The organism is Nitrosomonas ureae (assembly GCF_001455205.1).
In the GTDB taxonomy this organism is placed as follows: Bacteria; Pseudomonadota; Gammaproteobacteria; order Burkholderiales; family Nitrosomonadaceae; genus Nitrosomonas; species Nitrosomonas ureae.
Genome location: NZ_CP013341.1, coordinates 2071867 through 2097583, shown reverse-complemented (window position 1 = coordinate 2097583; position 25717 = coordinate 2071867). Strand labels below are relative to the sequence as shown.

At 42.0% G+C, this 25717-nt stretch carries 24 protein-coding genes; 16 read left to right on the top strand and 8 right to left on the bottom strand.

The annotated features are described in order from the left end of the window. Positions 1 to 30 precede the first annotated feature (30 nt). The 4 genes from ATY38_RS09600 to ATY38_RS09585 all read left to right on the top strand — a co-directional run bounded on the left by ATY38_RS09600 (position 31) and on the right by ATY38_RS09585 (position 5296). Positions 31 to 1527, top strand: coding sequence for a leucyl aminopeptidase (locus ATY38_RS09600; RefSeq protein WP_062559105.1), 1497 nt, complete (start codon positions 31 to 33; stop codon positions 1525 to 1527). 35 nt (positions 1528 to 1562) lie between these two features. Continuing rightward, positions 1563 to 2003 carry a DNA polymerase III subunit chi gene (locus ATY38_RS09595; protein WP_062559104.1) on the top strand — a complete coding sequence of 147 codons (441 nt, stop codon included), beginning with the start codon at positions 1563 to 1565 and terminating at the stop codon, positions 2001 to 2003. A 17-nt stretch (positions 2004 to 2020) separates the two neighbouring features. After that, a complete protein-coding gene (locus ATY38_RS09590) occupies positions 2021 to 2383 on the top strand; it encodes a hypothetical protein (RefSeq protein ID WP_062559103.1) in 363 nt (120 codons plus the stop codon). 150 nt (positions 2384 to 2533) lie between these two features. Next, positions 2534 to 5296 carry a valine--tRNA ligase gene (locus ATY38_RS09585; RefSeq protein WP_062559102.1) on the top strand — a complete coding sequence of 921 codons (2763 nt, stop codon included), beginning with the start codon at positions 2534 to 2536 and terminating at the stop codon, positions 5294 to 5296. Positions 5297 to 5584: 288 nt separating this feature from the next. Here the strand turns inward: ATY38_RS09585 and ATY38_RS09580 are convergent, their stop codons facing one another. Further along, the gene (locus ATY38_RS09580) at positions 5585 to 6217 is read right to left on the bottom strand and encodes a response regulator (protein WP_062559101.1); all 633 of its coding nucleotides are present in this window, start codon (positions 6215 to 6217) and stop codon (positions 5585 to 5587) included. Between the two features lie 63 nt (positions 6218 to 6280). After that, the gene (locus ATY38_RS09575; RefSeq protein ID WP_062559100.1) at positions 6281 to 7852 is read right to left on the bottom strand and encodes a hybrid sensor histidine kinase/response regulator; all 1572 of its coding nucleotides are present in this window, start codon (positions 7850 to 7852) and stop codon (positions 6281 to 6283) included. 352 nt (positions 7853 to 8204) lie between these two features. On the opposite strand from ATY38_RS09575, the gene ATY38_RS16880 reads away from it, so the two are divergent. The 9 genes from ATY38_RS16880 (at position 8205) to ATY38_RS09530 (ending at position 14869) form a co-directional block, all read left to right on the top strand. Further along, the gene (locus ATY38_RS16880; protein WP_062559098.1) at positions 8205 to 9914 is read left to right on the top strand and encodes a flagellin N-terminal helical domain-containing protein; all 1710 of its coding nucleotides are present in this window, start codon (positions 8205 to 8207) and stop codon (positions 9912 to 9914) included. An 85-nt stretch (positions 9915 to 9999) separates the two neighbouring features. Next, positions 10000 to 10368, top strand: coding sequence for a flagellar protein FlaG (locus tag ATY38_RS09560; protein WP_235590242.1), 369 nt, complete (start codon positions 10000 to 10002; stop codon positions 10366 to 10368). 37 nt (positions 10369 to 10405) lie between these two features. Then, positions 10406 to 11320, top strand: a complete 915-nt coding sequence (gene fliD, locus ATY38_RS16785; protein WP_250635666.1) for a flagellar filament capping protein FliD — start codon at positions 10406 to 10408, stop codon at positions 11318 to 11320. Beyond that, positions 11286 to 11837: a flagellar filament capping protein FliD gene (gene fliD, locus ATY38_RS16780; protein ID WP_250635665.1), complete on the top strand. Its 552-nt coding sequence runs from the start codon at positions 11286 to 11288 to the stop codon at positions 11835 to 11837. Before fliD (ATY38_RS16785) ends, fliD (ATY38_RS16780) begins: the two co-directional genes overlap by 35 nt. Before the next feature lie 33 nt (positions 11838 to 11870). After that, on the top strand, positions 11871 to 12296 hold the full coding sequence (fliS, locus tag ATY38_RS09550; RefSeq protein ID WP_062559097.1) for a flagellar export chaperone FliS: 426 nt from the start codon (positions 11871 to 11873) through the stop codon (positions 12294 to 12296). 36 nt (positions 12297 to 12332) lie between these two features. After that, positions 12333 to 12668 carry a flagellar protein FliT gene (locus ATY38_RS09545; RefSeq protein WP_062559096.1) on the top strand — a complete coding sequence of 112 codons (336 nt, stop codon included), beginning with the start codon at positions 12333 to 12335 and terminating at the stop codon, positions 12666 to 12668. A gap of 68 nt (positions 12669 to 12736) precedes the next feature. Further along, on the top strand, positions 12737 to 13765 hold the full coding sequence (fliK, locus tag ATY38_RS09540) for a flagellar hook-length control protein FliK (protein WP_062559095.1): 1029 nt from the start codon (positions 12737 to 12739) through the stop codon (positions 13763 to 13765). Then, positions 13752 to 14081 (top strand): EscU/YscU/HrcU family type III secretion system export apparatus switch protein, encoded by a 330-nt coding sequence (locus ATY38_RS09535; RefSeq protein WP_062559094.1) that lies wholly within the window; start codon positions 13752 to 13754, stop codon positions 14079 to 14081. The genes fliK and ATY38_RS09535 overlap by 14 nt, the downstream gene beginning before the upstream one ends. A gap of 2 nt (positions 14082 to 14083) precedes the next feature. Beyond that, on the top strand, positions 14084 to 14869 hold the full coding sequence (locus ATY38_RS09530) for a flagellar brake protein (RefSeq protein ID WP_013648086.1): 786 nt from the start codon (positions 14084 to 14086) through the stop codon (positions 14867 to 14869). A gap of 573 nt (positions 14870 to 15442) precedes the next feature. Here ATY38_RS09530 and ATY38_RS09520 read toward each other — a convergent pair. The 6 genes from ATY38_RS09520 to ATY38_RS09495 form a co-directional block, all read right to left on the bottom strand. Continuing rightward, complete coding sequence (locus ATY38_RS09520; protein WP_062559092.1) at positions 15443 to 16039, bottom strand: DUF1579 domain-containing protein; 597 nt, start codon at positions 16037 to 16039, stop codon at positions 15443 to 15445. A 51-nt stretch (positions 16040 to 16090) separates the two neighbouring features. Beyond that, positions 16091 to 16453 (bottom strand): DUF1428 domain-containing protein, encoded by a 363-nt coding sequence (locus ATY38_RS09515; protein WP_062559091.1) that lies wholly within the window; start codon positions 16451 to 16453, stop codon positions 16091 to 16093. 212 nt (positions 16454 to 16665) lie between these two features. Next, positions 16666 to 17082 carry a YciI family protein gene (locus tag ATY38_RS09510; RefSeq protein ID WP_062559090.1) on the bottom strand — a complete coding sequence of 139 codons (417 nt, stop codon included), beginning with the start codon at positions 17080 to 17082 and terminating at the stop codon, positions 16666 to 16668. A gap of 168 nt (positions 17083 to 17250) precedes the next feature. Continuing rightward, complete coding sequence (locus tag ATY38_RS09505; RefSeq protein ID WP_062559089.1) at positions 17251 to 17586, bottom strand: YciI family protein; 336 nt, start codon at positions 17584 to 17586, stop codon at positions 17251 to 17253. Between the two features lie 47 nt (positions 17587 to 17633). Beyond that, the gene (locus tag ATY38_RS09500; protein ID WP_062559088.1) at positions 17634 to 18008 is read right to left on the bottom strand and encodes a YciI family protein; all 375 of its coding nucleotides are present in this window, start codon (positions 18006 to 18008) and stop codon (positions 17634 to 17636) included. A gap of 78 nt (positions 18009 to 18086) precedes the next feature. After that, a complete protein-coding gene (locus ATY38_RS09495; protein WP_062559087.1) occupies positions 18087 to 19340 on the bottom strand; it encodes an RNA polymerase sigma factor in 1254 nt (417 codons plus the stop codon). A 1434-nt stretch (positions 19341 to 20774) separates the two neighbouring features. Here ATY38_RS09495 and ATY38_RS09490 point away from each other — a divergent pair. The 3 genes from ATY38_RS09490 (at position 20775) to ATY38_RS09480 (ending at position 25568) form a co-directional block, all read left to right on the top strand. Continuing rightward, positions 20775 to 21929 carry an alpha-amylase family protein gene (locus ATY38_RS09490; protein ID WP_062559086.1) on the top strand — a complete coding sequence of 385 codons (1155 nt, stop codon included), beginning with the start codon at positions 20775 to 20777 and terminating at the stop codon, positions 21927 to 21929. A 636-nt stretch (positions 21930 to 22565) separates the two neighbouring features. Beyond that, positions 22566 to 23732 carry a hypothetical protein gene (locus tag ATY38_RS09485; protein WP_062559085.1) on the top strand — a complete coding sequence of 389 codons (1167 nt, stop codon included), beginning with the start codon at positions 22566 to 22568 and terminating at the stop codon, positions 23730 to 23732. A 672-nt stretch (positions 23733 to 24404) separates the two neighbouring features. Then, entirely contained in the window at positions 24405 to 25568 is a 1164-nt protein-coding gene (locus ATY38_RS09480; protein ID WP_062559084.1) for a hypothetical protein, read from the top strand. Positions 25569 to 25717: the final 149 nt, after the last annotated feature.

Genomic DNA, 25717 nt, shown 5'->3' with positions numbered 1-25717 from the left:
AAAAGAACATTCTTGATAAAGGAGTCAAACGTGGATTTTGGAATTAAAGTTGGAACCCCGGAGAAGCAGCGAGGTGCCTGTGCAGTAATCGGAATTTTCGAATCAAGAAAGATGACTGAATCGGCAAAAGTATTGGACAAAATTACACAAGGGTATATTAAAAGCATACTTACGTCAGGTGATATGGATGGAAAAGTAAATACCTCACTGCTGCTTCATAATGTTCCGGGCACACACTTTAAAAGAATCTTACTGATTGGATTAGGAAAGGAACAGGAATTTAAGGAAAAAACATTTTTAGGAGCGATCAATTCCATTTTCAGTACTTTGCAAAAAACAGCGGTAACTGATGTCATGCTGTTTTTATCTGATTTCCCCATTAAAGAACGTGCAAATGAGTGGAAGATCTCCCAAACCGTTATTGCTGCAATCAATAGCTTGTATCAGTTTGATCAGCTAAAAAGCAAACCGGAAAACAATCCGGGAAAATTACGCAAGATATTATTATGTATCGATAACCGGTCAGAGTTGATCGCATGTGAACAGGCCATGCAACAAGGTCTGGCTATTGCTCATGGTATGAATCTCACTAAAGATTTGGGTAATCTGGCACCGAATATCTGCACCCCTACTTATCTTGCCACGCAAGCCAAGAATCTCGCCAAAACGCATAAGCTCAAAGCATCCATATTAGAGGAAAAGGATATGGAAAAACTGGGTATGGGCTCTTTCCTCGCTGTTGCTCGCGGTAGCGAACAACCGGCAAAATTAATTGTGCTGGAATATCAAGGACTGAGTAAAAAAGAAGACCCCATTGTTTTAGTCGGCAAAGGAGTAACTTTTGATACTGGTGGCATTTCGCTCAAGCCTGCTGCCGAAATGGATGAAATGAAATTCGACATGAGCGGAGCCGGTAGCGTACTCGGCACAATGCTTGCAGTTGCCGAAATGAAATTGTCGGTCAATCTGGTCGGTATCATTCCTGCAACCGAGAATATGCCTAGCGGTAAAGCCACAAAGCCTGGAGACGTAGTAACCAGCATGTCCGGGCAAACTATTGAAATTCTGAATACCGACGCAGAAGGGCGTTTGATTTTGTGCGATGCATTAACCTACGCCGAACGCTATAACCCCAAAATGGTGATTGACATCGCCACTTTGACGGGTGCTTGCGTGATTGCATTAGGTAATCTCACCACTGGCTTGATGAGTAATGATGACAAGCTTGCGCAAGAACTATTGGCTGCCGGGGAACAAGTCGCTGACCGCGCCTGGCAACTGCCTTTATGGGATGAATATCAGGATCTGCTGAAAAGCAATTTTGCAGATATCGCCAATATCGGCGGAAGAACTGCAGGAACCATCACAGCGGCTTGCTTCTTATCCCGATTTACTAAGAAATACCGCTGGGCGCATCTGGATATTGCAGGAACGGCCTGGAAATCAGGTAAAGATAAAGGATCAAGCGGCCGACCGGTACCGTTATTAACGCAATTCCTAATTACGCAATCAAAGATCTCTAACTAAGATTCTTTCCATATAAATTCAATGCATTGATTGCTATGACACAGATTCTTTTCTACTCGGGATCAAACAATAAATTGCAAACAACGTGTCGGCTTTGTGCCAAAGCAATACAGCAACATATGAGAGTATTGATTTACGTGCCTGCATCAACATTGTTGGACCAGCTAGATCAGTTACTATGGACATTCTCATCCACCAGCTTTATTCCACATTGTAATATTCTGGACGATGCTAAATTAGTTAGCGTAACGCCGGTGATTCTGAGTGAGCAAATTCAAGTTAACCCCCGGTTTGACGTGTTAATCAATCTGCATGACCGATCTCCGCATTTATTCGATCAATTCGACCGCTTAATCGAGATCGCAGGCACTTCTCATGAGGATAAGCTGGCAGCGCGCGAACGTTACCGCTTCTATAAGAATGCCGGTTACGAGATACAGCATTATCATTTAAACGATCAATCCGAACCACACTAACAGCTGTTTCTTCTATCATGGATGAAAATAAACCTGTCATCGATTTTGATGATGCCGCAATACTGGAGAAATTTCGCAGCTTACTCAACAAATATCAGAGTCAAGGTAAAATTACACCGGCAATAAGTAACGTAACGCTCACCGCAAGCGCGCAGCATGCCGACAAAACAGGATCATCCATGGATGCAAGTGCAATACCGTTATTAAGCGACGTAGTGGTACTGCATCCATCCGTAATTCAACCACAGCCAGCACGCCTCACACCGATCCAACTAATACTCGATGCCGCACTAAGAGATGCGAATATTGAAATGGATACGCTGAATAAAAAAGCATTGGCAAACGCTTTGGAAGTCCGTTTGACTAATCAAATCAAATAATCGTTATAAATAATATAAGGCACGCCCGCACCTGTATAGCAATAGAGATTGTCGACTGGTCCTAAATAACCCGTGTTTCTTGTCATACGCACGGTATGCCATCCGCTATAATGGCGATTTTACTAGTCACATTTACACCCTTTAAATTTCATGGATCTCGAAAAAAGCTTTAACCCCAAGCATATTGAAAATCGTTGGTATTCCCAATGGGAGTCAGCTGGATATTTCAAGCCTGCTACCGATGAAAATCGGTCCGCATATTGCATCATGCTGCCACCTCCTAATGTTACGGGCACATTGCATATGGGGCATGCATTTCAGCATACCTTGATGGATGCGTTAACGCGCTATCATCGCATGCGGGGGTACAATACTTTATGGCAGCCAGGTACTGATCATGCCGGCATTGCCACGCAGATTGTAGTTGAGCGTCAACTGGATCAGCAGAACATCAAGCGTCAGCAAATGGGTCGGGAAGCATTTTTAGAACGGGTATGGCAATGGAAAGAAGAATCCGGTTCTACCATCACCCGGCAAATGCGGCGCATGGGTACTTCTTGTGATTGGACACGCGAGCGTTTTACCATGGATGATGGGCTATCACGCGCAGTTACCGAAGTATTTGTTCGCTTGTATCGTGAAGGACTGATTTATCGCGGTAAGCGATTGGTGAATTGGGATCCTGTCTTGCAAACCGCCGTTTCCGATTTGGAAGTCGTAGCAACAGAAGAAAATGGCTCGTTGTGGCATATTCGCTACCCATTGGAACAAGCGGATGATTCCGACGCAGAACAAGCGAACGCTTTAATCGTCGCCACCACCCGCCCAGAAACCATGCTGGGTGATGTGGCCGTCGCCGTGCATCCCGATGATCCGCGTTATCAACACCTGATCGGACGGCATCTCAGACTACCGCTGTGTGAGCGCACTATTCCAATTATTGCAGATTCTTATGTCGATCTGGAATTTGGTACCGGTTGTGTAAAAATTACTCCGGCTCACGATTTTAATGACTATTTGGTTGCACAACGGCATCATCTGGTTCCGATCAACATTTTTACCCTGGATGCAAAAATCAATGATCTGGCTCCGGTAGAATATCAAGGTATGGATCGTTTTGATGCTAGAAAAAAAATCATTGCCGATCTGGACGCCCAAGGCTTTCTGGTTGAGACCAAACCTCACAAACTGATGGCTCCCCGAGGAGATCGCACCCATACCATCATCGAGCCGATACTGACTGATCAATGGTATGTCGCTATGGATAGTCTGGCTAAACGTGGATTAGAAGCCGTTGCCGAGGGCGAAATCAAGTTCACGCCGGACAATTGGACGCATGTTTACAATCAATGGCTGGAAAATATTCAAGACTGGTGCATCTCGCGCCAATTGTGGTGGGGCCACCGTATTCCGGCATGGTATGACGAAGATGGTAACGTCACCGTTGCGCATAATCTGGAAGAAGCGCAAAAACTTTCCGGCAGCAGCAATCTAAAACAAGATGACGATGTGCTGGATACGTGGTTCTCATCGGCGCTCTGGCCATTTTCCACCTTGGGTTGGCCGGATGAAGCCCCGGAACTCAAAACGTTTCTGCCAACTTCGGTACTGATTACGGGATTCGATATCATCTTCTTCTGGGTAGCACGCATGGTGATGATGTCATTACATTTCACCAACAAAATACCTTTTAAGGAAGTATATATTACTGGCCTGATCCGAGATGCCGAAGGTCAGAAAATGAGCAAATCCAAAGGGAACGTACTGGATCCTCTGGATCTGATCGATGGCATTACCCTACCTGATTTGATCGCCAAGCGCACAACCGGATTGATGAATCCAAAGCAAGCCGAGTCGATTGAGAAAAATACCCGCAAACACTTCCCCGAAGGCATTCAGGCTTTTGGAACCGACGCCTTGCGTTTCACATTTGCCAGCCTGGCTTCACACGGACGTGATATCAAATTCGACTTGCAGCGCTGTGAAGGATACCGGAATTTCTGCAACAAACTGTGGAATGCGACACGCTTTGTACTAATGAATTGTGAAAGCAAAGATACCGGGTTGGATGAATCATTACCGCTATCCTATTCTGCAGCCGATCAATGGATCATCAGTCGCTTGCAACAAACGGAACAAAGGATCGAACTGGCATTTACCCAGTATCGTTTTGATCTCTTGGCACGCGAAATCTACGAATTGGTTTGGGACGAATACTGTGACTGGTATGTTGAACTGGCAAAAACGCAATTAAACAGTCAACAGGATTCGATTCATCGCGCAACGCGCCGAACTTTAGTCCGCGTATTGGAAGCCATACTACGGCTCGCACATCCGATCATTCCATTTATTACCGAGGAACTATGGCAAAAAATCGCACCGCTTGCAGGAAAACAAGGTGCGAGTATTATGTGCCAGCCCTACCCGATTGCAAATACAACAAAAATCAATCAACAATCCATTGAAGATATTTTGTTGCTCAAAGAAATAATCAATGCTTGCCGCAACCTGCGCGGTGAAATGAAACTATCACCCGCACTCAAGGTACCACTTCTTGCCGTGGGTGATTCGCAAATATTGACAGAATACTCACCCTACTTGCTTGCATTAGCTAAATTATCCAATATAGAAATTCAAGCGGGTGGATTACCTGCTGCAGATGCTCCTGTGGCAATTGTCAGAGATTTCAAATTAATGCTGAGAATCGAGATAAATGTGGAAGCGGAACGCGAACGTTTATCCAAGGAAATTACCCGCATTCAGGCAGAAGTATCCAAAGCACAAACTAAACTTTCCAATCCCAGCTTTGTAAAACAAGCACCAGCCACAGTTGTTACACAGGAAAAAGAACGCCTAGTTACATTTAACAAAAAACTCGATGACTTAACCATACAGTTAAAGAAGCTGAATTAATCGCTTCTGAAAAAGTATCTATTAATAGTTTTTATTGACAAACCACAAAACGGGTCAAAAGTAGAGTTCCATCCAAACAATTGTTAGCAACTGCTGCATAATCTTTGCTGTTAGACACAACTAAAAGTGAAGCGATTACCATTACCTGGTAGCAGATTCTGGCGTGTACTCCAGGAAAGAATTGATCAATAAAGAAATATCCCGACTCGGAAGCAAGCCTTGAGATTTTCGCTGCTCGATTAGAACTAACTTAATATTCAGCTGATTGTAGTCACACCCTTAACTATGTCAATCAACTAATTTATTTTTTATTGCATAGCGAATTATCTCGGAGTTGTTTGTCAGTTTGAGTTTCTCGAGTAATCGTGCACGATAAACACTCACTGTTTTGGGACTCAGAAACATCTCGGATGATATTTCAGACAAAGTTTTACCTGCTGCAATAAAGCACAACGTTTGATATTCACGATCAGATAAAGTGGCATAAAGGGGCTTATCGGTATCGGAGTTAATAATATTAGCAAGTTCTTGCGCGACAACAGGACTAACATACTTATCTCCCGTAGCAACCTGCCGAATAGCCACTACTAACTGCGCGGGCGCGCTTTGTTTATTCAGATAACCTGATGCACCCGCCTTTAATGCACGAACAGCAAACTCGTGCTCATTATGCATACTAAGCATTAGTACTGCCAGACTTGGTCTATCTTTCTTTACCTGCTTCAAAATCTCAATACCATTCCTATCTGGCAGTGATATATCCAATAACATCACATTAAAATCCTGCTGCCGCGCAATTTTGATCGCTTGGAAACCCGTTTCCGCCTCTCCAGTCACTTTAATATCATCGGTCTCACTGAGTATTTGTTTCAAACCTTGACGAACGATTGCATGATCATCGGCAATCATCACACTAATCATGTGCATACCTCCAGCTAATAAAGAACCCTACCGCAAGTGGCGGGGAATGTAACCTGATGAGATTTAAAGCAGAGAAATTTGCTTTCTCTTCCTAACAGACTCTGATTGGGAGAACTCTTTAAATTTATTATTTAAATCATATGATTGCTCAGAATGACATTCCGAATCCCCAGTCGGTATCAAAATAGTCACCCTAGTTCCTTTTTCTGATTCTCCAGAAATATGGAAATTTCCCTTTAATTGCAGACATCGTTCACGCATTCCTCGTATTCCAAACGAATCTTGCTTCTTCATATCAATTTCAGTAATTCCGCATCCGTTATCTATCACTTCAAGTAAAACCAAGCCTTCCAATTCAACAAGCTTCACCTGAATGCGTGAAGCATTGGCATGTTTGGAAATATTTGTCAGCGTTTCCTGAAATACCCGAAAAATTGCTATCGCCAAGTCCGCATCTAAAGATATTTCATCATTGTCGCAGGATACTCTGCAAACAATACCGGTACGATCACTAAATTCTTTTGCCTGCCATTGCACAGCGGCAACAATCCCACAATCAAGAATTCCCGGGCGCAAATCAAGTGAAATTCGTCTAGTACTGTCGATTACCCGGTCCACTAGTAATTCAATAGATTTTGCTTTCTGTTGATAAAATTCTAGCTTTCTTGCTGTTTTATCCATACAAGGGAATAACTCACATTTAATGGCAGTTAATGTTCCACCAATGTCATCATGAATTTCACGCGCGATTCGAGCCCGCTCCTGCTCTTTAACTTTTTGTAAATATGAAGATAGCTCGGCCAACTGTTCACGCGAACGTGTAATTTCTCGCTCCGCCAATTTATTGCGAGTAATATTTATCATAATGCCATCCCACAACATGACTCCATCAAGCATTCTTCTGGGTGTTGCGCGTAAACTAATCCATTTAATATCGCTATCTCCTTTAACTTGAATGCAGCCCTCCCAATTCCAGGTTGAAAGTTGCTCGGCAGATGTCATCATTAGTTGACAATAGGATTCTTTGTCTTCAGCTAAAATTAATTCCGGGAAAAGCTCCGGATTACTCATTAACTTCTGGGGAGATAGCCCCAGTAGTGTCTCGCTTGCATCGCTGACATATGGAAAACTAGCTTGATCATTACTGCTCAACTGAAACTGAAACACTACTCCGGGAAGATTAGATGTAATTGCTTGGAAAAGTGCCTCACTTTTTTGCAATGCAGTTTGAGCAGTAATAAACCGCTGGTAATTATTTGCCTCACGCAAACTACGTCTAATTACCGGTACTAATCTAGCAAGATTGGTCTTCATCATAAAATCATATGCGCCCAAAGCCATGATGGATGCAGCCGCCTCTTCACCGACATTACTCGAAATAATAATTAATGGAGTATCCAATCCTTGATTTTTTATCAATTTGATCACATCGCATGCATTAAATCGTGGCAACGCATAATCGGATAGAATTACATTCCAGTCCTGTATCTTCAGCGCTTCCTGCAAATCCTCGGTCGTAGTGACACACTGATAGTTTATTCGAAAACCGCTTTGTGAAAGTATTTTCAAAACCACATCAGCATCCTCTGCAGAATGTTCAATCAGCAATATTTTTAATTTTTCTTCATTGACCATCTCAGCACCTCATTGAATGAAGCCGATATAACCCAAAGAGTTAAGTTACAAAACTAATTATCTGAATTTTTTTATGAATTCTACTTCACTCGATAATTTTATAAAAAACATTTATAACACGAATAGCTGATATTAACCAAACGATTAGGTAAAGAATACAAAAGTAAAATCCTAAACTTTTCAGAATGATCTCCGATAACTGCAATCAACGGTGCTTGCCTTTCTTGTTGGATTGCGAGGAAGTCACCACCGTAATTTAAATTAAAGATTAATCCGCCCAAGGTTTTTATTCCTTCCAGGATCGCGGAAAAACCAACTGGCAATAATGCCAAATGTAAATAGGAGAACCCAAATGTCTCAGGTTATAAATTCAAATATTGCTTCACTGACTGCACAACGTAACCTTAATTCATCACAGTCATCATTGAACACTTCTTTAGAACGTTTATCTTCTGGATTGAGAATCAATAGTGCTAAAGATGATGCCGCTGGTTTGGCGATTTCTGAAAGAATGTCGACACAAATTCGCGGATTGAATCAAGCTAACCGTAATGCCAATGACGGTATTTCACTCACGCAAACAGCTGAAGGAGCATTGACTGAAATCGGTAACAACTTACAGCGCATTCGTGAATTATCGGTACAGGCATCAAATGCAACAAACACCGCGAGTGATCGTGCAGCGCTTCAAGCTGAAGTCACGCAACTAACCTCTGAGATTCAACGTGTCGCTACTCAAACTCAATTTAACGGAATGAATTTGCTCGATGGCTCTTTCGGCACCTTCAACCTTCAAGTAGGCGCCAACGCCAATCAAACTATCTCTGCTTCATCGGGTAATTTTCAAACCAATTCATTCGGCAACTATCGTATCGGTGGCCTAGCTGCCTTTACTTCAGGAGGTGTTGGTGACCTCGTCGCGGGAACAATCGGCGCCAATAGCGACGCAGTCGGTAATGCGGTGCTGGTTAGCGGAACAACTGGCGACACATCCGGTATCAACGGTGCTGCGGCCGCAGGTGACTTCAGAATTTCCACTTCCTCTGGAAATTTCGATGTGTATTACCGTGCAGGTGCTAGTGCAGCAGAAATTGCCAGTTCGATCAACAAGACTGGCAGCGGCGTAAATGCTTCTGCTACCACTGAAGTGGTACTTGGCGCAGATACCGGAAGTGGTGCTGGTTTCCAGCAAAACACCACTTATTCTTTTGCAATCTCAACCGATTATTCAGACCCGACCAATGCAAATACGGTTGATCCAAAATATACGACGATCTCATTTAAAACTGGTGGATCAGATGATGCATCGGATGTCGATTCCGGAAGCTACTTGAGTACAGCAGTTAAGGCATTTAATGATGCTTCTGCTAAAACAGGATTCACCGCTGAGGCTGTGCAAACAGAAGATGGTTACTGGGCAATTAAGCTGAGCAATGCAAACGGCAATGACCTTCGCATCTTGAACAATTCCTATGACAACACTGGAACTGCAATTGATATCACCGTCTCCGACATAGCAGTTCTCGACGGTGATACAAATACAGCTGACTCTCTAGCAGATACACTTGCCGGTGGCGGACTCGATGCAACCACAGGTGTATGGACTAATGGCAACGGTGCTTGGTACACTGGTAAAGTGACGCTTGATTCCGCTCAGTCCTTTAGTGTTACAACAGCCGTTGCCGATGTCTTTCAAGATGCTTCAGCTCCTGGCACAGCGGCAGCTGGTACTTACGGCGCACAGTTGCAAGCTACCAATGCAGTAGATGTCACTTCGTATGATGCAGCACAACGCACCCTATCGATTGTCGATGCTGCTCTGAGCACAGTCAATAGTCAACGCGCTAACTTCGGTGCTCTGCAGAACCGCCTTGAAAGCACGATGTCGAATTTGCAGTCTACTTCGGAAAACTTATCAGCCTCGCGCTCTCGGATTAGAGACGCAGACTTTGCTGCTGAGTCGGCAAATCTAACAAAATCTCAGATTCTTCAGCAGGCTGGTGTAGCGATGTTGGCACAGGCCAATCAATTACCCAACAATGTCTTATCGTTATTGAGATAAGCGAGCATCTGAAAATGACTTTGGGGTAGCTTACGGATTGTATAGTAACTACCCCATACTCATCTGTTATAGAAGGAGATTTAGCATGATCACCAATTCAACAGGAAGCATGAACAATATTGCTTCTCTATCTACAACTTTTCACCCTGTCTCGATTACGAACAAATCCTCGACAAATCTGGTCAGCAATGAAAATATTCCTAGCCAAATAGCAGAATCTATCACAGCAGATACTGATCAATTGCATGAAGCTGTTGGTAAGATAGAAAAATTTTCGCTAGCCGTGCAACAAAATTTGAAATTCTCTATAGACGAAGATTCTGGCAAGACAGTAATTAGAGTTATGGACGCCACAACCGATGAAATAGTCCGTCAAATTCCAACTGAAGAAGTGATTGACATAGCACGCGCCCTCAGCAAGATCCATGGCGCTTTATTTAACGACCATGCCTGATGTAATTTTGTTGCAGAATTAAATAGAGGAATACAACATGATCTCATCACCAGGTCTTGGTTCAGGACTAGATATCAACGGAATTATTAGTCAGCTCATGGCAATCGAGCAACGGCCACTCCTGCAGCTAAGCACGAAAGAAGCAAGACAGCAAGCTGAACTCTCCGCCTATGGTAACTTAAAAAGTGCACTATCCACTTTCCAGGGTACTGTTAAAACATTAACCAATTCGTCTTTGTTCACAGGTGTTAAAGCATCGATTGTTGATTCTACGATCGCTTCTGTTAGCGCAACATCCAGTGCAGAAATAGGTGCGCATCAAATCGAAGTACAAACCCTCGCACAAGCGCAGAAAATAAAATCAGAATCTTTTACATCACCCAGTGATATTATCGGCAGTGGTACGCTAACCATTGAGTTTGGTACCTATAACGTAGATGGTACATTCACTGAGAATTTAAAAAAAGCGTCTGCGTCAATCACTATTGAACCAGATCAGACATCTCTTGCAAATATACGGGATACAATAAATAAAGCCAGTATCGGCGTTACTGCAAGTATCGTCAACGACGGCAACGGCAATCGACTGGTTTTATCCTCCAATGATTCTGGTTTGAGTAACGCCTTAAAAATCACAGTCGGTGACGATGATTTAAACAATATTGATAACAATGGCTTATCAAAACTTGCTTATGATGCCTCAACCGGTGGTACAGCAAACATGTCTGAAACCGTCACAGCACGGGATGCTACCTTAGTAATAGATGGAATTACCATTACCAAGCCATCCAACACCATCACCGATGCATTGCAAGGGATGACAATCAATTTATTCAGAGAAAATCCTGGGACAACTACCAGCTTATCAATTACGAAGGATACAACAAGTGTACAGACTGCAGTTAGTACGTTTGTGAATGCATATAACGAGCTGCAAAAAAACCATCGCTAGCCTGTCTAATTACGACCAAGTCAACCAACAAGCATCTATTCTGACTGGAGACTCAACAGTACGAGCAGTGCAAACCCAGTTGCGAGGTATATTGAATTCAAGCTTACAAAGTAGTGTTGCAGGAGAATTAAATACACTATCGCAAGTCGGCATCAGCTTCCAAAAAGACGGCACACTATTGTTAGATAACGGCAAGCTAAATGCTTCATTGAATGATCCTGCCAAGGATGTCTCATCGTTATTTGCAACAGATGGCTTTGCTGTAAGACTGGATCAAATGATTGATGGAATGCTTGAAAACAATGGCTTAATTGACGGCCGCATGGATGGCATTAACACATCTATCAAGGATATAAATAAACAACGCGAAGCGCTGGGCAGTCGTCTGGAAATTGTAGAAAAACGATTTCGCACCCAATTTACAGCTTTAGATACAACAATTGCGAGTATGAAGCAAACCAGTGAGTTCTTGGCACAGCAACTATCTAGTTTACCCGGTGCTAATGCTAATAACTAAAAATCACTAATATTTATGAGGTAGGAATACAAAATGTTTTTCACAACAAATGCAATATCCACCTATCAACGCGTTGGAGTTGAAACGGGTGTTGAATCAGCTGATGCACACAAGCTTATTTTAATGTTATTTGAAGGCACACAAGAAGCTCTAGCAAAAACTAGAATGCATATGCAGCGTAACGAAATAGCTGAAAAGGGGCAAATGATTTCGAAAGCCATAACCATAATTGACGAGGGTCTAAGTGCTTGCCTCGATATGAAAGCGGGTGGTGATTTAGCAATCAAGCTTCAAGCACTTTATAATTACATGACACATCGATTATTGGTAGCTAACATTCAAAATAACATTGAAATATTAGATGAAGTAAATAAGCTCTTATCTGAACTATATACCGCCTGGAAAGAAATCGGAGAATCCAATGAGGCGAAAATTATAGTAAAAGCAATCGCTCTCTAATCAAAGACTCTGTAACAAAAAAGGATATGTAAAAGAATGGACAATGCACATACGATTATAATCTACAATACCATTTTAGCAAAAACCGAGAAAATGCTGACTGCTGCACAAAATAGCGAATGGGATCAATTAGTATCATTAGAACAAGAATGCAGAAAACTAACCGATAGTCTCAAAAGATATGATACAGAGCCTCCACTAGATAAGGAACTACAACAACAAAAAATAAAAATTATTCACCAAATATTGGATAACGATGCTCAAATTCGGGCAATTATTGAACCATGGATGGCAAGATTACAGGAAATGCTCAGCATCAATAAGCGTACACGCAATCTCCAGCAAACATATCAGCCTATTAACAATATATAAAAATTCAAGTCAAGAATAAAAATATGTTGCTCTTATCGGATAAATACGGCCAACAAACATAAGCTGTCGTGAATCCAATCATAATCAAAGCTGATTTAATCACGCCTCTAACTCAGATAAAATCTGTATCACCGGTAACACCCGTAACAACATTTCTTGATTCACAAGACTCTTCTAGCAAATTTGAACAAGGTCAAAAATATCAGGCATTCATTGAAGCGCGTTTACCTAACGGAAACTCCAGAGTATTGGTTAATAACAAACTACTTCAAATAGATTTACCAGTAAAATTTCAACCCGGCAATAAAATAGAACTAGTTTTTATTTCTCACCAACCAAACCTAAAATTCCTCATTCTCGATGAAGCCATTATAAAATCAAAGGAAAATATCACTTCAATAAGCGCCACTGGGCGATTTATCGATCTTCTAATGCATCATACTTTAAAACATGCCTCAACAAATGCCATCCAATCCTTAACAAGCTCTTCTCCAATTCTGAATGGAGCACCAACAAATAGCACTGAATTACCCGGTTTATTGCAAAAAGCAATTATCCAAAGTGGTTTATTCTATGAATCGCATCAGGCTCAATGGATTAATGGAGAAAATACACTGGAAAATTTACAACAAGAACCACAAGGTAAATTACTAGTAGCGATAACTGAGTTATCTATGACTAAAACAGCAATTTCAGCTTCGCTAAATCCTGAAATACCAACGCATGCTCAGACTATGTCATTAGTGCAACAACAGCTAAATACACTGGAAACCGGGCATCTCTTCTGGCAAGGCGAAGTTTGGCATGGACAATCGATGGAGTGGGAAATTTATGAACACTCTAAAGATAAAAGTAAGAGTAGTGAATCCGATCATGCAGTACAGTGGCGTACACAGCTTCACTTATCACTGCCACAATTAGGAGATATTACTGCCACTCTGTTAGTTAACGCTCAAGGTATTAATATTAAAATAGAAACATCGCAAGTAGACGCGACTAGTTTATTAAAAAATAATCGATCTCTGCTTACGACAGATATGCAATCTGCAGGATTAACTATCAAAACAGTAGAAGTTCAATACAATGACAACAAATGATTCTTACTCCACTGCTGTAGCGCTTGCTTATCGGGAAGGACAAATCGCACCTAAAGTAATTGCTAAAGGCCGTGGTCTCATTGCTCAAGAAATTATACGGCGTGCTAAAGAAGCAAATATCTATGTTCATGAATCAAGTGAACTAGTTGCATTATTGATGCAAGTAAATCTTGATGACCGCATTCCGCCACAGCTTTATGTCGCAGTCGCTGAATTACTTGCGTGGCTTTATCGCCTGGAAAAAGCAGAAACAACCCTTGTGACTGCTAACAGTCTTAGCAGCGAGACCGCACAACAAACTTTGGAGGGAAATTGACAATGCTTGCACCTAATCAGGAAACTGAAACATATGAGGTATTAGAACCGACTACACTATTCTCTGATGAAAAAAATGAGAAATTCCGCATCCGCTCGGAAATTGATATTCTCTTTATACTTCGCGGAATCATGCAAGCGGATTCACTAATTACACTTTATCCCGATTATGAAAGTGATTTTATACTGACATCGATTCTAGCCATAAACTCTGACAGGAAAGAAATGGTCATTGATTATGGCATCAATGAGAAGCATTGCCAAAAAGCTCTCAATTCCAAAGAATTAGTTTTTGTCACCACGCAAAATAGAGTAAAAATAGAGTTCGTCTGTAATCAAATCAAGAAAATTTACTTCAATAATAAAGATGCATTCGTAGTTAATATCCCAGAAACTCTCCTACGCATACAAAGAAGAAATCATTTTCGTATATCCACCCCTATCGTAAAGCCACTTAAATGTGCTATTCCAATACCCGGTAAAAACACAACGACTTCTAAAGCTGAGGTCGCACTCCTGGATATAAGTTGTGGCGGTACTGCGGTCATTGATCAACATCCAATTATCAATTTTGACCCAGGAATAATTTATGACAATTGCCAAATCATGCTTCCAGAGATTGGTACTATTAACGTTACTATCCAAGTAAAAAACACCTACGAAATCACTTTACGTAATGGGCAAAATTGTATGCGCGCAGGGTGTCAATTTATTAATCTAGCAGCAAACATGGAAGCTATGATACAGCGCTATATTATTAAACAAGAGCAAATGAGAAAAATGAAATAAACTGAACTGCTCTGACCAAATAAAACCGGACACTTTCCTAAGTTCATTTCCAAATTCAATTAATAACATATTGATTTAAAATCAAATTAACGATTTTCACCCTCCTTCAGCAACCTGGTCGGCATTGAAGATTCCTGACCTGCTGCTGTGCTTGTCCATGGGGCTTGAGTGCAGAAGCAGTAGAGTTAAATCACCTGCGACAAAACTGGAGGCTTATTAAGTGAGCGCCTCAGAGGTACCTCACAAGCCACGAGCTGCCCAGAAATAGCAGCTAAACATTCAATTTATTCGATTGTAGCCTTTGGCCCTCAATCTCGCCCAGATGCTTGCGTAACACCCCAAATATCCGCTTTCTACACTTCCTCGGAATGAATACCATCTGGAACTTACAATCCATTTTATGTGGGTCAAACCCTGATACTCTTTCATCTTGAATCTCCTTCTCTTGGCCAAGACAAAAGATTCTCAATGACCGTCGCATAGGTCAAACCTCGGCGAGTCCTCCGGCAAAACCGAGGACTTACCTTACTGAGGTATCGCAAGCAAATTTTCCGAGCCATACGATGCAAGCTGTTATTTTCTAGTATAAATAACCTCAAGCATTTTCATTTCATCACCGCCATGATGAGTTCCATACATGATAAATTCTTGTGCATTACCATCCACAATTTTCCAAATGGCACGATGTGCCATGTATCCCCCACCTACTTCAGCATGCTGCCCTGTCAAGGTAATGGTCTTGCCATCCGCATTCGCCGTACCGTTCATAATGAAGATTTGCGTACTCATGGTATCGATCCATGTCGAAACATACTGTTTGAGCAGATTATCGTACGCAACAGTCCAGATACCCGAATATGGCTTTCCATGCATACTACCCGTGATTTCCTGCTGAAGAAAACGGCCGCCTAACAGTAGCTTGATATCCACAGATCCGGTTGATTCTACAGCCGGTTTCTGTGGATCCATCCATTCTTTCGTCTTGGTTGTCCAACTGCCTGTAAGACTTGCAAACAATTTGTGTGGTTCTCCAGGTGTGGCTAACTTAGTATAAACTTCCATCATCTCTTCATGACTCATGGGTTTATCATTCTTTGGGTCATTCGCAAGAACACCCATTGTCATCAACAAAGAAAACACAATAAATAGAGTAAATTGCAAATACCGCATAGTCTTCCCCTCAATAAAAAATTGTCAATAAATCTGGATTAATAAAACTAACTAGAAACTAACAATTGTCTTGAAACCACCATAGGCCATCCGCTTGCAATCAAAGGGATGAGAATCAGGGTTCATCGAAGACGCCAAACGTGGATCAGCCATAACCGCCTGATTAACCCGGTCACGATGTTCTTTCGATTCGAACACGATCCATGCAAAAATGACCGTTTCATTTTCGCCGGCATCAGTTAATTTTTTGAATGACACCAACTCTTTCTGCTCGAGATCATCTCCCGCACACTCGATATATTCCAGGGCGCCGTGCTCTTTCCAAACCGAGCCAGCCAATTCAGCCATTTTTTGATATTCCTCCAGTTTATCCTGAACAATTGGAATCACATAACCATCAACATACTTTCCCATAGTTTTCTCCTGTAAGACATTTAATAAAGTTAAACTTAACGAACTTTCAATCTGCACACGCAACTAATGCGGCTTAAATCACAAGTCAATCAACACTTCGTATGCACGCATAAATCATCTTGCCGCCAGAAGCGGGTTTGACTGAGACATAACACTTCCCCCTTCTACAAAAATTAAAAACAAGATTTTTTGATTGGGCAAATAGTAATGCATTAATCATTTTTACTGAGTTCCAACTCACGAAATCGCTCCACAGCTTCACTGGGTTCAAAATCGTCCAGCTCAAATAATTGCCGCACTTCTATTTCACAATCCCTTCCTTCACCTGCAGGATTAGGGAAACGCTTACTCCATTCAAGAGCCTCGGCCTTTGATGCAACCTGAATCAAGGTATAACCAGCGATAAGCTCTTTGGTTTCGGTAAATGGACCATCGACCAACATACGTTTACTTCCGCTGTATTGGATGCGCCAACCTTTTGAACTGGCTTGTAAGCCGGATGCATCCAACAACACGCCTGCTGCCGCAAGTTCTTCATGAAATTTCGCCATCTCTGCGATGAGTTGCTCTTCAGGCATAACGCCCGCTTCCGAATCCAGGCTTGCTTTGACTATGATCATGTAGCGCAATTGATTACTCCTTAGGTTAAGTCATATGGTCAATCAAGTTGTAAATAGCTTGATTTCGTCGTTTAGTCGAATGAAGTCTGTAGAAATCGACAAACCGGAAAAATTTTTTTACCTTACTAATTTTCACAGGCACAAGCGAAATATTTTAATTTCCGTTTTTTTCCAACGTTACCGCTTTTCGAATTGATGTATCGGCCTGACTTCAATGCTGCCGACCTGCGCGGGTGGAATTTGGGCAGCCAGTTGGATAGCTTCATCCAAATGCCGGGCTTCAATCAAATAAAAACCAGCCAGCTGTTCTTTGGTTTCGGCAAACGGTCCATCAGTAATGCTGATTTTACCCTCGCGCACTCTGATTGTAGTGGCTGTGTGTACCGGTTGCAGGGCTTCCGATGCCAAGCAATGACCTGATTTACGAATCCGTTCATCGTAGTCAAGACAATCACTGTCTGGTATAGCACCAAGCAGGCCCTCCACACCATAAACTAAGCACAAATATTTCATAGGTTTCTCCATTTAAAAAGATCTTTCAAGTATGACAAAAGTTAACTTTACCCCAGGCCGAGCACATCCCGCGTTTGTAAGTCATTGGCAATCGGCCGGATTTCCACGCATCCCAACGCGGCTCCGGGTATTTTAGCTGCCACCTGAATGGCTTCATTCAGATCACGAGCCTCAATCACGTAATAGCCACCGAGCTGTTCTTTGGTTTCAATAAAGGGGCCATCTGTGCTTGAAATCTTACCCTTGCGTACTCTAATCGTAATGGCCGCTGATGGCGGTAATAAACGGTTGCAATCGACAAAATGCCCGCTCTTGCGAATATCAGTGGTAAATTCACGGTATTCTTCGTAATGCTTATCGGCATCGACGTTTGACATTTGCTCCATGACTTTTTCGGCACAAATCAAACAAAGATATTTCATAGTTAATTCCTTATATTGAATTGAGAAAAATGACCGCGTTCAATGGTCGATTGACAGTGGACAAAATCGACAATCAGTTTATTGATTTTGCAGCTCAGTCAATCTTTTTTGCAGAAACCGCCGTTCAGGTGCTTGTTGGGCAAGTTGTAAAGCGTGTTGATAGGCTTCAATTGCTTCATTAGGCTGCCCTAATTTGCGATGAAAATCAGCCTTGGCGGCATACATGAAATGATAATCCGCCAATTGTCCCTGAGAAATGAGCGCTTCAATCAGTTCTAATCCTATTGCCGGTCCATCGCGCATTGCCACTGCAACCGCACGATTTAATTCGACAATAGGTGAAGGATAAATCTGCTTGAGTACGTTATACAATCCTACAATTTCACGCCAGTCGGTTTCTCCTGCACTCGGTGCTTCAGCATGCACGGCGGCAATAGCGGCTTGCAATGTATAAGCGCCAACCCCTGACAAACCAAGTGCGTGTTTCACCAGAATCACACCTTCACTGATCTGATCACGATTCCAGAGCGAACGGTCTTGCTCATCAAGTAAAATTAGATCGCCTTGCGCATTAATTCGGGCTGCCCGGCGCGAGTCTTGCAGAAGCATGAGAGCCAGAAGCCCGAAAACTTCCGGCTCTGACGGCATCAATTCCAGGAGCAACCTGCCAAGACGTATTGCTTCAGCTGAGACATCAGGCCGCATCAGTTCAATACCGGATGATGTTGAATAACTCTCATTAAATACCAAATAGATAACTTTTAGAGCTGAATCCAGACGATCTGGCAAATGTTCCCGTTCCGGAACCTCATAGGGAATCCGCGCATCACGGATTTTTGCTTTGGCGCGCACAATTCGCTGTGCGACTGTTTTGGGTGTTATCAGAAAAGCATGAGCAATTTCTTCAGTACTCAACCCGCAGATTTCTCGTAAAGTCAAGGCGATCTGAGCTTCTGGGGATAAACTCGGATGGCAACAGGTAAAAATCAAGCGTAATTGATCATCTTCCAGACTCTCATTCGAATTGTCATGAGCCGGAGAAATTAAAGTAGCGAGATATGCGGGTGTTTCATCAATACTATCAAAACGCGCGTTCCGCCGGAATTTATCAATGGCTTTAAAACGTCCGACAGACACCAGCCAAGCTCTCGGGTTGTCTGGTATACCCTGTTGCGGCCATTGCTCCAGTGCAATTTTGAATGCATCGTGGAGTGCCTCCTCTGCTTGATCGATGTCCCCAAGTAAGCGTATTAACGTAGCAAGTACACGTCGGGATTCATTGCGATAAATCTGTTCTAATGTTTCTGGATAATTTTGTACCGATTTCGTCAATTGGATTACCTTTTATCTTTGGGCAACCTTTTCAAGTTACACCCTATAACCGTTGGAATGTGCCCGGTATGTCCAAGACTTTGCCCTTGTCCTGCTTTAGTGGTCGCGCGTTTGTATGCTGCTATGAAGCTTATAAAACTATTAACATAATCAAACTTCTCAGAGCATATCTTGATCCATTACTTAAAATACTGAGACATAAACAAATCGACGATAAGCCTTCAGTAAGCTGAATCTAATCACACTTGTTCCGGATACTGCTGATTAAAATATTTATCATAATTGTTGACGTGGTTAATATTCCCACGTATAGTCCTGCCGTGCGGGAAAATATCTCGCACCATTTGATGTCACTCATTAGAAAAAATTGAACTGATGAGAACTTAATTTTCAAAGGAAAACTACAATGAAATTAATGACTAAAAGGACCTCAACAACTACAGCTGAAGTGCTGGCAATATTCGTAACATCGTTGCTTCTTCATGAAAAAAATTCAGTAACATAGCAGTTGATCTATCAAGCTAATTGGCGGTGACTGTGTCTGTTGTGAGCATGAGGGCTGTATTGATTTTTGTCGATAAAGTAACAGCAAATGATTCAAACAAGAAATCTATAATGATTCTTAAAACGCTCTTTTAATGATGAAAGCTACTATACCTTGAGTAACTGTAGTGGTCGATTTGAAATAGCTCATGCATAAATTAAAAATAAGATTTATTACTCATTCACACAACTGAAATTCCATTCGCCTCGAATAGATTTCTCAGCTTCAGCAAACTGTCTATTACCAAGCAAAGATTAATGCTGCTAATTTATACAGCAGCTTAGTAAATAGACTTTTACATCTAACAATTTATTAATTGAAAATCTGATAAGTCGTTGGTTAATCGGCTTTGTAATGTCAAGCCCGAAAATAAACTTCCAACATCTTATCTAATAAATTACCGGATCTACTAAGGTTCTAGTAGCTTTAAGCGGATACTTTTTGTGGAATTAATTGGCAGTATTCAGGGGAGTACTGTCAGCAATGCAAGTGATCATTGCGCAAGACCTTGAAAAGATAGGTTTTCGCACTACGCTTTCCACAAAGATTATCAACCTTATGACAAATAAGATAATTCTATTTAAATTTTAAAGATCAAATTCTATTTATTTCGGCATTCAAAAATTTCTTTGGCTCTGAAGAACAGGCATTATCATTTTTAATGATGTATTTCTGAAAGACGCTCGCGAATTTTACAATCAGAAATAGAGTAATACTCGGGAAAAAATAGATTACGCAAGGAAAACCCAATGGAGGGCATTATTTACACAAATCTAGACGTAAATAGTTTTCATTTACGAACTGTATTAAGTGAACTAGAACAAGCTTTTAAAACATTTTTTAAATTTTGAAAACACATAACTTCTTCAAACTCGTCAAAGGAACCTTACATGAGAATTAATAACTTCATGATATCAAATATCCTTTCCAAGGATATAACCCAGCGGCTAAATGCGATAACTACTGCTGCGTTATTCTTCATAGGCATGCTTGTTGCACCTGTTGGAATAGTTAGTGCAGCCTCACTACCTGCCGGAACCACCGGAGTGAAATGGAATCCGGGGCACTATTACACCATTCAAAACTGGGCCAATGATGACCCGATCTACATGGCAAAAGTCTACAAAGAACTAAAAGCAACCCCTGCATTACGCGGAATGCAAATGCGTTTCTTATGGGGTTGGATCGAAAAATCACCGGGTGTATATGATTTCTCGATTATCGATAAGCATCTGGAAAAACTCGCCCCCATGGGCAAGCGCCTGGTTATTCAGGTACAAACCAAATCATTCGAAGCCGACTGGAAGCTCATACCTGAATATCTGAAGGCTCCAAAATATGAGGGCGGGGCTTTTGCATTCAGGGACTGGGGGTCCAATACCATAGACGGCCGTAACATTAAATTATGGAATCCTTACGTGCGTGACCGTCTGATCGCCTTATTCAAGGCATTGGGTCAGCGCTACAACTCACATCCCCATGTTGAAGGTATCGGCATGATAGAAACAGCTCTGGGACAATCAGTAACACCGCTGACAACGGCTCAAACTGATAAATGGTTTGACAATTTAATTGTCGTGCACCAGAAAATGCGTACCTTTTTCCCTAATACCATGACGATTCAGGAAATAAACTACCCACGCGATTATCTTAAACAAATCGCTACCGCGATAGTAAAAATGGGCGGAGCGCTTGGCTGCCCGGATGTCTATCCGGATGAACCAGGTTTAAATTATTCCGGGACTCCCAAAGGCGCTTACCACTATTTTTCTCAGCTTTCAGGAACTGTACCGATAGCGCCAACAGTGGAAAAGGTCAATTATTTAAACACTCGCGGGGATAAAAAAGGCCATGTACCCACCGTTCAGGAGCTTCTTGTATTTGCACGTGACGAATTAAAATCCAATTATATTTTCTGGCAACGACTTCCTGAATATGTCGATAATGTCTTAGAGGTCATGAATTTTACTAACCAAAAAAGTACTCCGTCCGGTGGTCTGAAAGCGGCCTGCCCGACTGCTTACCCTTCCTGTATCAAGAATTAGTAATTTTTCTGATTTGTAGTAATCGCAAGCGGATCTGATGGATTGCCTTACCAAAATGGACATTTGTCAGATCAAAGCTGCGGCTATTACAGATGACTTGTTGGACTACTGGCTGTTGATTGTTATGGCGGAAAACAGCCTTCCAACATCTTATCCGAAGGATCACCCGAGCAACGGGTGATCCAGTAATATTCAGCAAGTACTTTTGTGGCATTCATAAGCAGTATTTCATGAATACTGCCAGCAACTCAAGTCATTGCAGAACAAACTCTCGATGGTTAACTGTGTACACCACATTTTCCATGCCAATTGGCAAATTGATGATAAATGAATCAATTTGCCACGTATTAAAAAGAGCGGGCAGTTCTTATTCAGAAGTTTCCTGCTCTAAATAGCGCTCATTATCTCTTTTTTGATAATGTGTTTTTGATCAATATCCGCGATTCTTTGCAATCGCGAATATAACGGCGCTCAAATTAAGGGATTGTATTAGGAAGAAAAGATTATTTATGAACATCAGAGATGTAAATAGTTTTCATTTGCAGATTGATTGCAATAAATCGGTCAATCTTCCGAAGCATTTATCCAAACTTTGAGCAATACACCACTTCTTCAAACTCATCAAAGGAATCTTAAATGAAAGTTGAGAATTTCATGAAACCAAACATTATCTTACCGACTGTACGCAAACGGATGAACGCTATATTCATTACAGCGTTATTCGTCATAGGCATGGCTATTGCATTCACTGGAATAGTGCATGCGGCTCCACTGCCTGCCGGTACTACGGGAATAAAATGGAACCCTGGCCATTATTACACCATTCAAAACTGGGCTAATGATGACCCGATCTACATGGCAAAAGTTTATAAGGAATTAAAAGAAACCCCTGCTCTGCGGGGCATGCAACTGCGTTACTTATGGGGTTGGATCGAGAAATCACCGGGTGTCTATGATTTCTCTTCCATCGATAAGCATCTTGCCAAGCTTACTAAAATGAACAAACGTCTGGTCATTCAAGTGCAGACCAAATCATTTGAAGCTGACTGGAAGCTCATACCGAATTATTTAAAAGCCCCTAAATATGAGGGTGGCGCATTTGCATTTAATGACTGGGGAGGATCTAAAACGATAGACGGTTATAACATCAAATTATGGAACCCTCATGTACGTGACCGTCTGATCGCCTTATTCAAGGCACTGGGCAAACGCTACAACTCGCATCCGAATTTTGAAGGTATCGGCATGATCGAAACGGCTATGGGTCAAGCGGTGAAACCGCTGACAACGGCTCAGGCTGATAAATGGTTTAACAATTTAATCATTGTGCAGCAAAAAGCACGGACATTCTTCCCCAACACCATGACCATTCAGGAAATCAATTATCCGCGCGAATATCTCAAGCAAATCACTACCGCGATGGTAAAAATGGGGGGGACACTCGGTTGCCCGGATGTTTATCCGGATGAGCCCGGCCTGAATTATCCTCCCAGTCCCTATTCCCCTCCAGGCGCATATCACTATTTCTCTAAGCTCTCAGGCACTGTACCGATCGCGCCGACCGTGGAGAAGGTCAATTATTTAAATACTCGTGGCGATAAAAAAGGCCATGTGCCTACCGTTCAGGAGCTTCTTGTATTCGCACGCGACGAATTAAAATCCAACTACATATTCTGGCAGCGCATCCCTAAATATGTCGATGATGTTCTTGAGGTTATGAACTATAATAATCAAAAAAGCACTCCGTCAGGCGGTCTCAAAACAGCCTGCCCAAAAACTTATCCTTCCTGCATTGGAAAGTAATATTTTTTGATCATTAGCAATCGTGATTTCATCTGGCAATTACCCGGCTTCATGAAGTAATTGGTAATTGTCAGATCAGCATTCCGGTTTGTTGAAAAAAACCATCAGAATTATTCACGATAAACTGTAAATCGACCCTGTACTATTTCACCGGAAATTTCATCCGGTCTCTTATCCAAAAATTCCCAATTTTGCGGCCATTCAGTAGCGCTGAACGGATCCTTTTGTGGATAGTTATAAGCGCATTCTCTCCATCCTTGTCAGTTCCATCAATCATTTTCCCGCAAACCTGCTGGTGCAAGCTTTATGCACCTTATTTCCGGCAATAATTGCCAAGTCAATAATAAATAAAGAAATTCTATTGCCACCAAAAAGAGCCCGCATTCTATATTTATTTCAGAATTCGAAAATTCTCCGCTTCGGTATAGTGATCATCATCTTTTTCTAACGTTGTTTTTCTGAAAGACACTCACGAATTTCTCCCATCAGAAATAAAACGTTCTTAAAAAGAGATTGCATTAGGAAGCACTCAACGGGGATATTTAAAAGCCCAAAACGTAAATAACTTCCATTTACAAGCTGTATTAAGTGAACAAGAGAAAGTTTTCAAAAACAACTCTTAGAATTCCGGGCAATACAATAACCTCTTCAAACTCACTATAGGAATCTTATATGAAACCAGATAATTTAATGAAATTGAACATTATTTTACCAATCGCATTCAAGCGGATAAATGCTATATTCATTGCAGCTTTATTCGTCATAAGCATGATTATCGCTTCTTCAGCATCCGTGCATGCGGCCCCGATACCTCCTGGAACCACTGGGGTAAAATGGCATCCAGGCCATTATTACACCATTCAAAACTGGGCCAATGATGACCCGATCTACATGGCGCAAGTCTACAAAGAACTCGAAGCAACCCCTGCACTACGTGGCATGCAAATGCGTTACTTGTGGGGTTGGATAGAGAAATCACCGGGCGTCTATGATTTCTCATCTATCGATAAGCATCTTGAGAAACTCACTGCGATAGGAAAACGCTTGGTCATTCAGGTACAAACCAAATCATTCGAGGCTGATTGGAAGCTCATACCGGATTATTTAAAAGCACCTAAATTTGAAGGCGGCGCATTTCCATTTAAAGATTGGGGATCGACCACTATAGACGGCTATAACATTAAATTATGGAATCCTTACGTGCGTAATCGGCTGGTCGCCCTGTTTAAGGCATTGGGCGAGCGCTACAACTCCCATCCGAATTTTGAAGGCATCGGCATGATCGAAACGGCTATGGGACAAGCAGTAACACCATTGACGACTGCTCAAACAGACGGTTGGTTTAATAATTTAATCATTGTGCAGCAAAAAGCGCGTACGTTTTTCCCCAATACCATGACAATCCAAGAGATCAACTACCCACGGGAATATCTCAAACAACTCACTACTGCAATGGTCGATATGGGCGGAGCGCTCGGTTGCCCGGATATTTATCCCGATGAACCAGGTCTGAATTTTCCTCCCAATCCACATTCTCCTCAAGGTGCATATCATTATTTCACTCAACTTTCAGGCATTGTACCCATCGCTCCGACAGTGGAAAAGGTCAACTATCTGAACACTCGCGGCGATAAACTAGGCCATGTTCCGACTATCCAGGAGCTCCTTATATTCGGACGCGATGAGTTGAAATCCAATTATATATTCTGGCAACGCCTGCCCGAATATGTCGATCAAGTCTTAGAGGTGATGAGCTGGAAAAGACAAACAGGCACTCCTTCAGGTGGCTTGAGAGCAGCCTGCCCGAGCGTCTACCCTTCCTGTATCACTGATTAATATTTCTGTAATACGCAGGCATCTGAAATAAAGTATCCATAACTCATCTGCAATCATCATCTTGACCGGAAAACATATCAATGCATTTATATTTTCGGTCGAAATGATGGTTAAGGATGCTAAAACACGGCGGCATCATTCCATCGCTC

Excerpts from the sequence above, each read along its gene's own strand:
- ATY38_RS09595 (WP_062559104.1), top strand. The coding sequence starts at position 1,563 with ATGACACAGATTCTTTTCTACTCGGGATCAAACAATAAATTGCAAACA.
- ATY38_RS09590 (WP_062559103.1), top strand. The coding sequence starts at position 2,021 with ATGGATGAAAATAAACCTGTCATCGATTTTGATGATGCCGCAATACTG.
- ATY38_RS09585 (WP_062559102.1), top strand. The coding sequence starts at position 2,534 with ATGGATCTCGAAAAAAGCTTTAACCCCAAGCATATTGAAAATCGTTGG.
- ATY38_RS09580 (WP_062559101.1), bottom strand. The coding sequence starts at position 6,217 with ATGATTAGTGTGATGATTGCCGATGATCATGCAATCGTTCGTCAAGGT.
- ATY38_RS09575 (WP_062559100.1), bottom strand. The coding sequence starts at position 7,852 with ATGGTCAATGAAGAAAAATTAAAAATATTGCTGATTGAACATTCTGCA.
- ATY38_RS16880 (WP_062559098.1), top strand. The coding sequence starts at position 8,205 with ATGTCTCAGGTTATAAATTCAAATATTGCTTCACTGACTGCACAACGT.
- ATY38_RS09560 (WP_235590242.1), top strand. The coding sequence starts at position 10,000 with ATGATCACCAATTCAACAGGAAGCATGAACAATATTGCTTCTCTATCT.
- fliD (WP_250635666.1), top strand. The coding sequence starts at position 10,406 with ATGATCTCATCACCAGGTCTTGGTTCAGGACTAGATATCAACGGAATT.
- fliD (WP_250635665.1), top strand. The coding sequence starts at position 11,286 with ATGCATATAACGAGCTGCAAAAAAACCATCGCTAGCCTGTCTAATTAC.
- fliS (WP_062559097.1), top strand. The coding sequence starts at position 11,871 with ATGTTTTTCACAACAAATGCAATATCCACCTATCAACGCGTTGGAGTT.
- ATY38_RS09545 (WP_062559096.1), top strand. The coding sequence starts at position 12,333 with ATGGACAATGCACATACGATTATAATCTACAATACCATTTTAGCAAAA.
- ATY38_RS09535 (WP_062559094.1), top strand. The coding sequence starts at position 13,752 with ATGACAACAAATGATTCTTACTCCACTGCTGTAGCGCTTGCTTATCGG.
- ATY38_RS09530 (WP_013648086.1), top strand. The coding sequence starts at position 14,084 with ATGCTTGCACCTAATCAGGAAACTGAAACATATGAGGTATTAGAACCG.
- ATY38_RS09520 (WP_062559092.1), bottom strand. The coding sequence starts at position 16,039 with ATGCGGTATTTGCAATTTACTCTATTTATTGTGTTTTCTTTGTTGATG.
- ATY38_RS09515 (WP_062559091.1), bottom strand. The coding sequence starts at position 16,453 with ATGGGAAAGTATGTTGATGGTTATGTGATTCCAATTGTTCAGGATAAA.
- ATY38_RS09505 (WP_062559089.1), bottom strand. The coding sequence starts at position 17,586 with ATGAAATATTTGTGCTTAGTTTATGGTGTGGAGGGCCTGCTTGGTGCT.
- ATY38_RS09500 (WP_062559088.1), bottom strand. The coding sequence starts at position 18,008 with ATGAAATATCTTTGTTTGATTTGTGCCGAAAAAGTCATGGAGCAAATG.
- ATY38_RS09490 (WP_062559086.1), top strand. The coding sequence starts at position 20,775 with ATGAGAATTAATAACTTCATGATATCAAATATCCTTTCCAAGGATATA.
- ATY38_RS09485 (WP_062559085.1), top strand. The coding sequence starts at position 22,566 with ATGAAAGTTGAGAATTTCATGAAACCAAACATTATCTTACCGACTGTA.
- ATY38_RS09480 (WP_062559084.1), top strand. The coding sequence starts at position 24,405 with ATGAAACCAGATAATTTAATGAAATTGAACATTATTTTACCAATCGCA.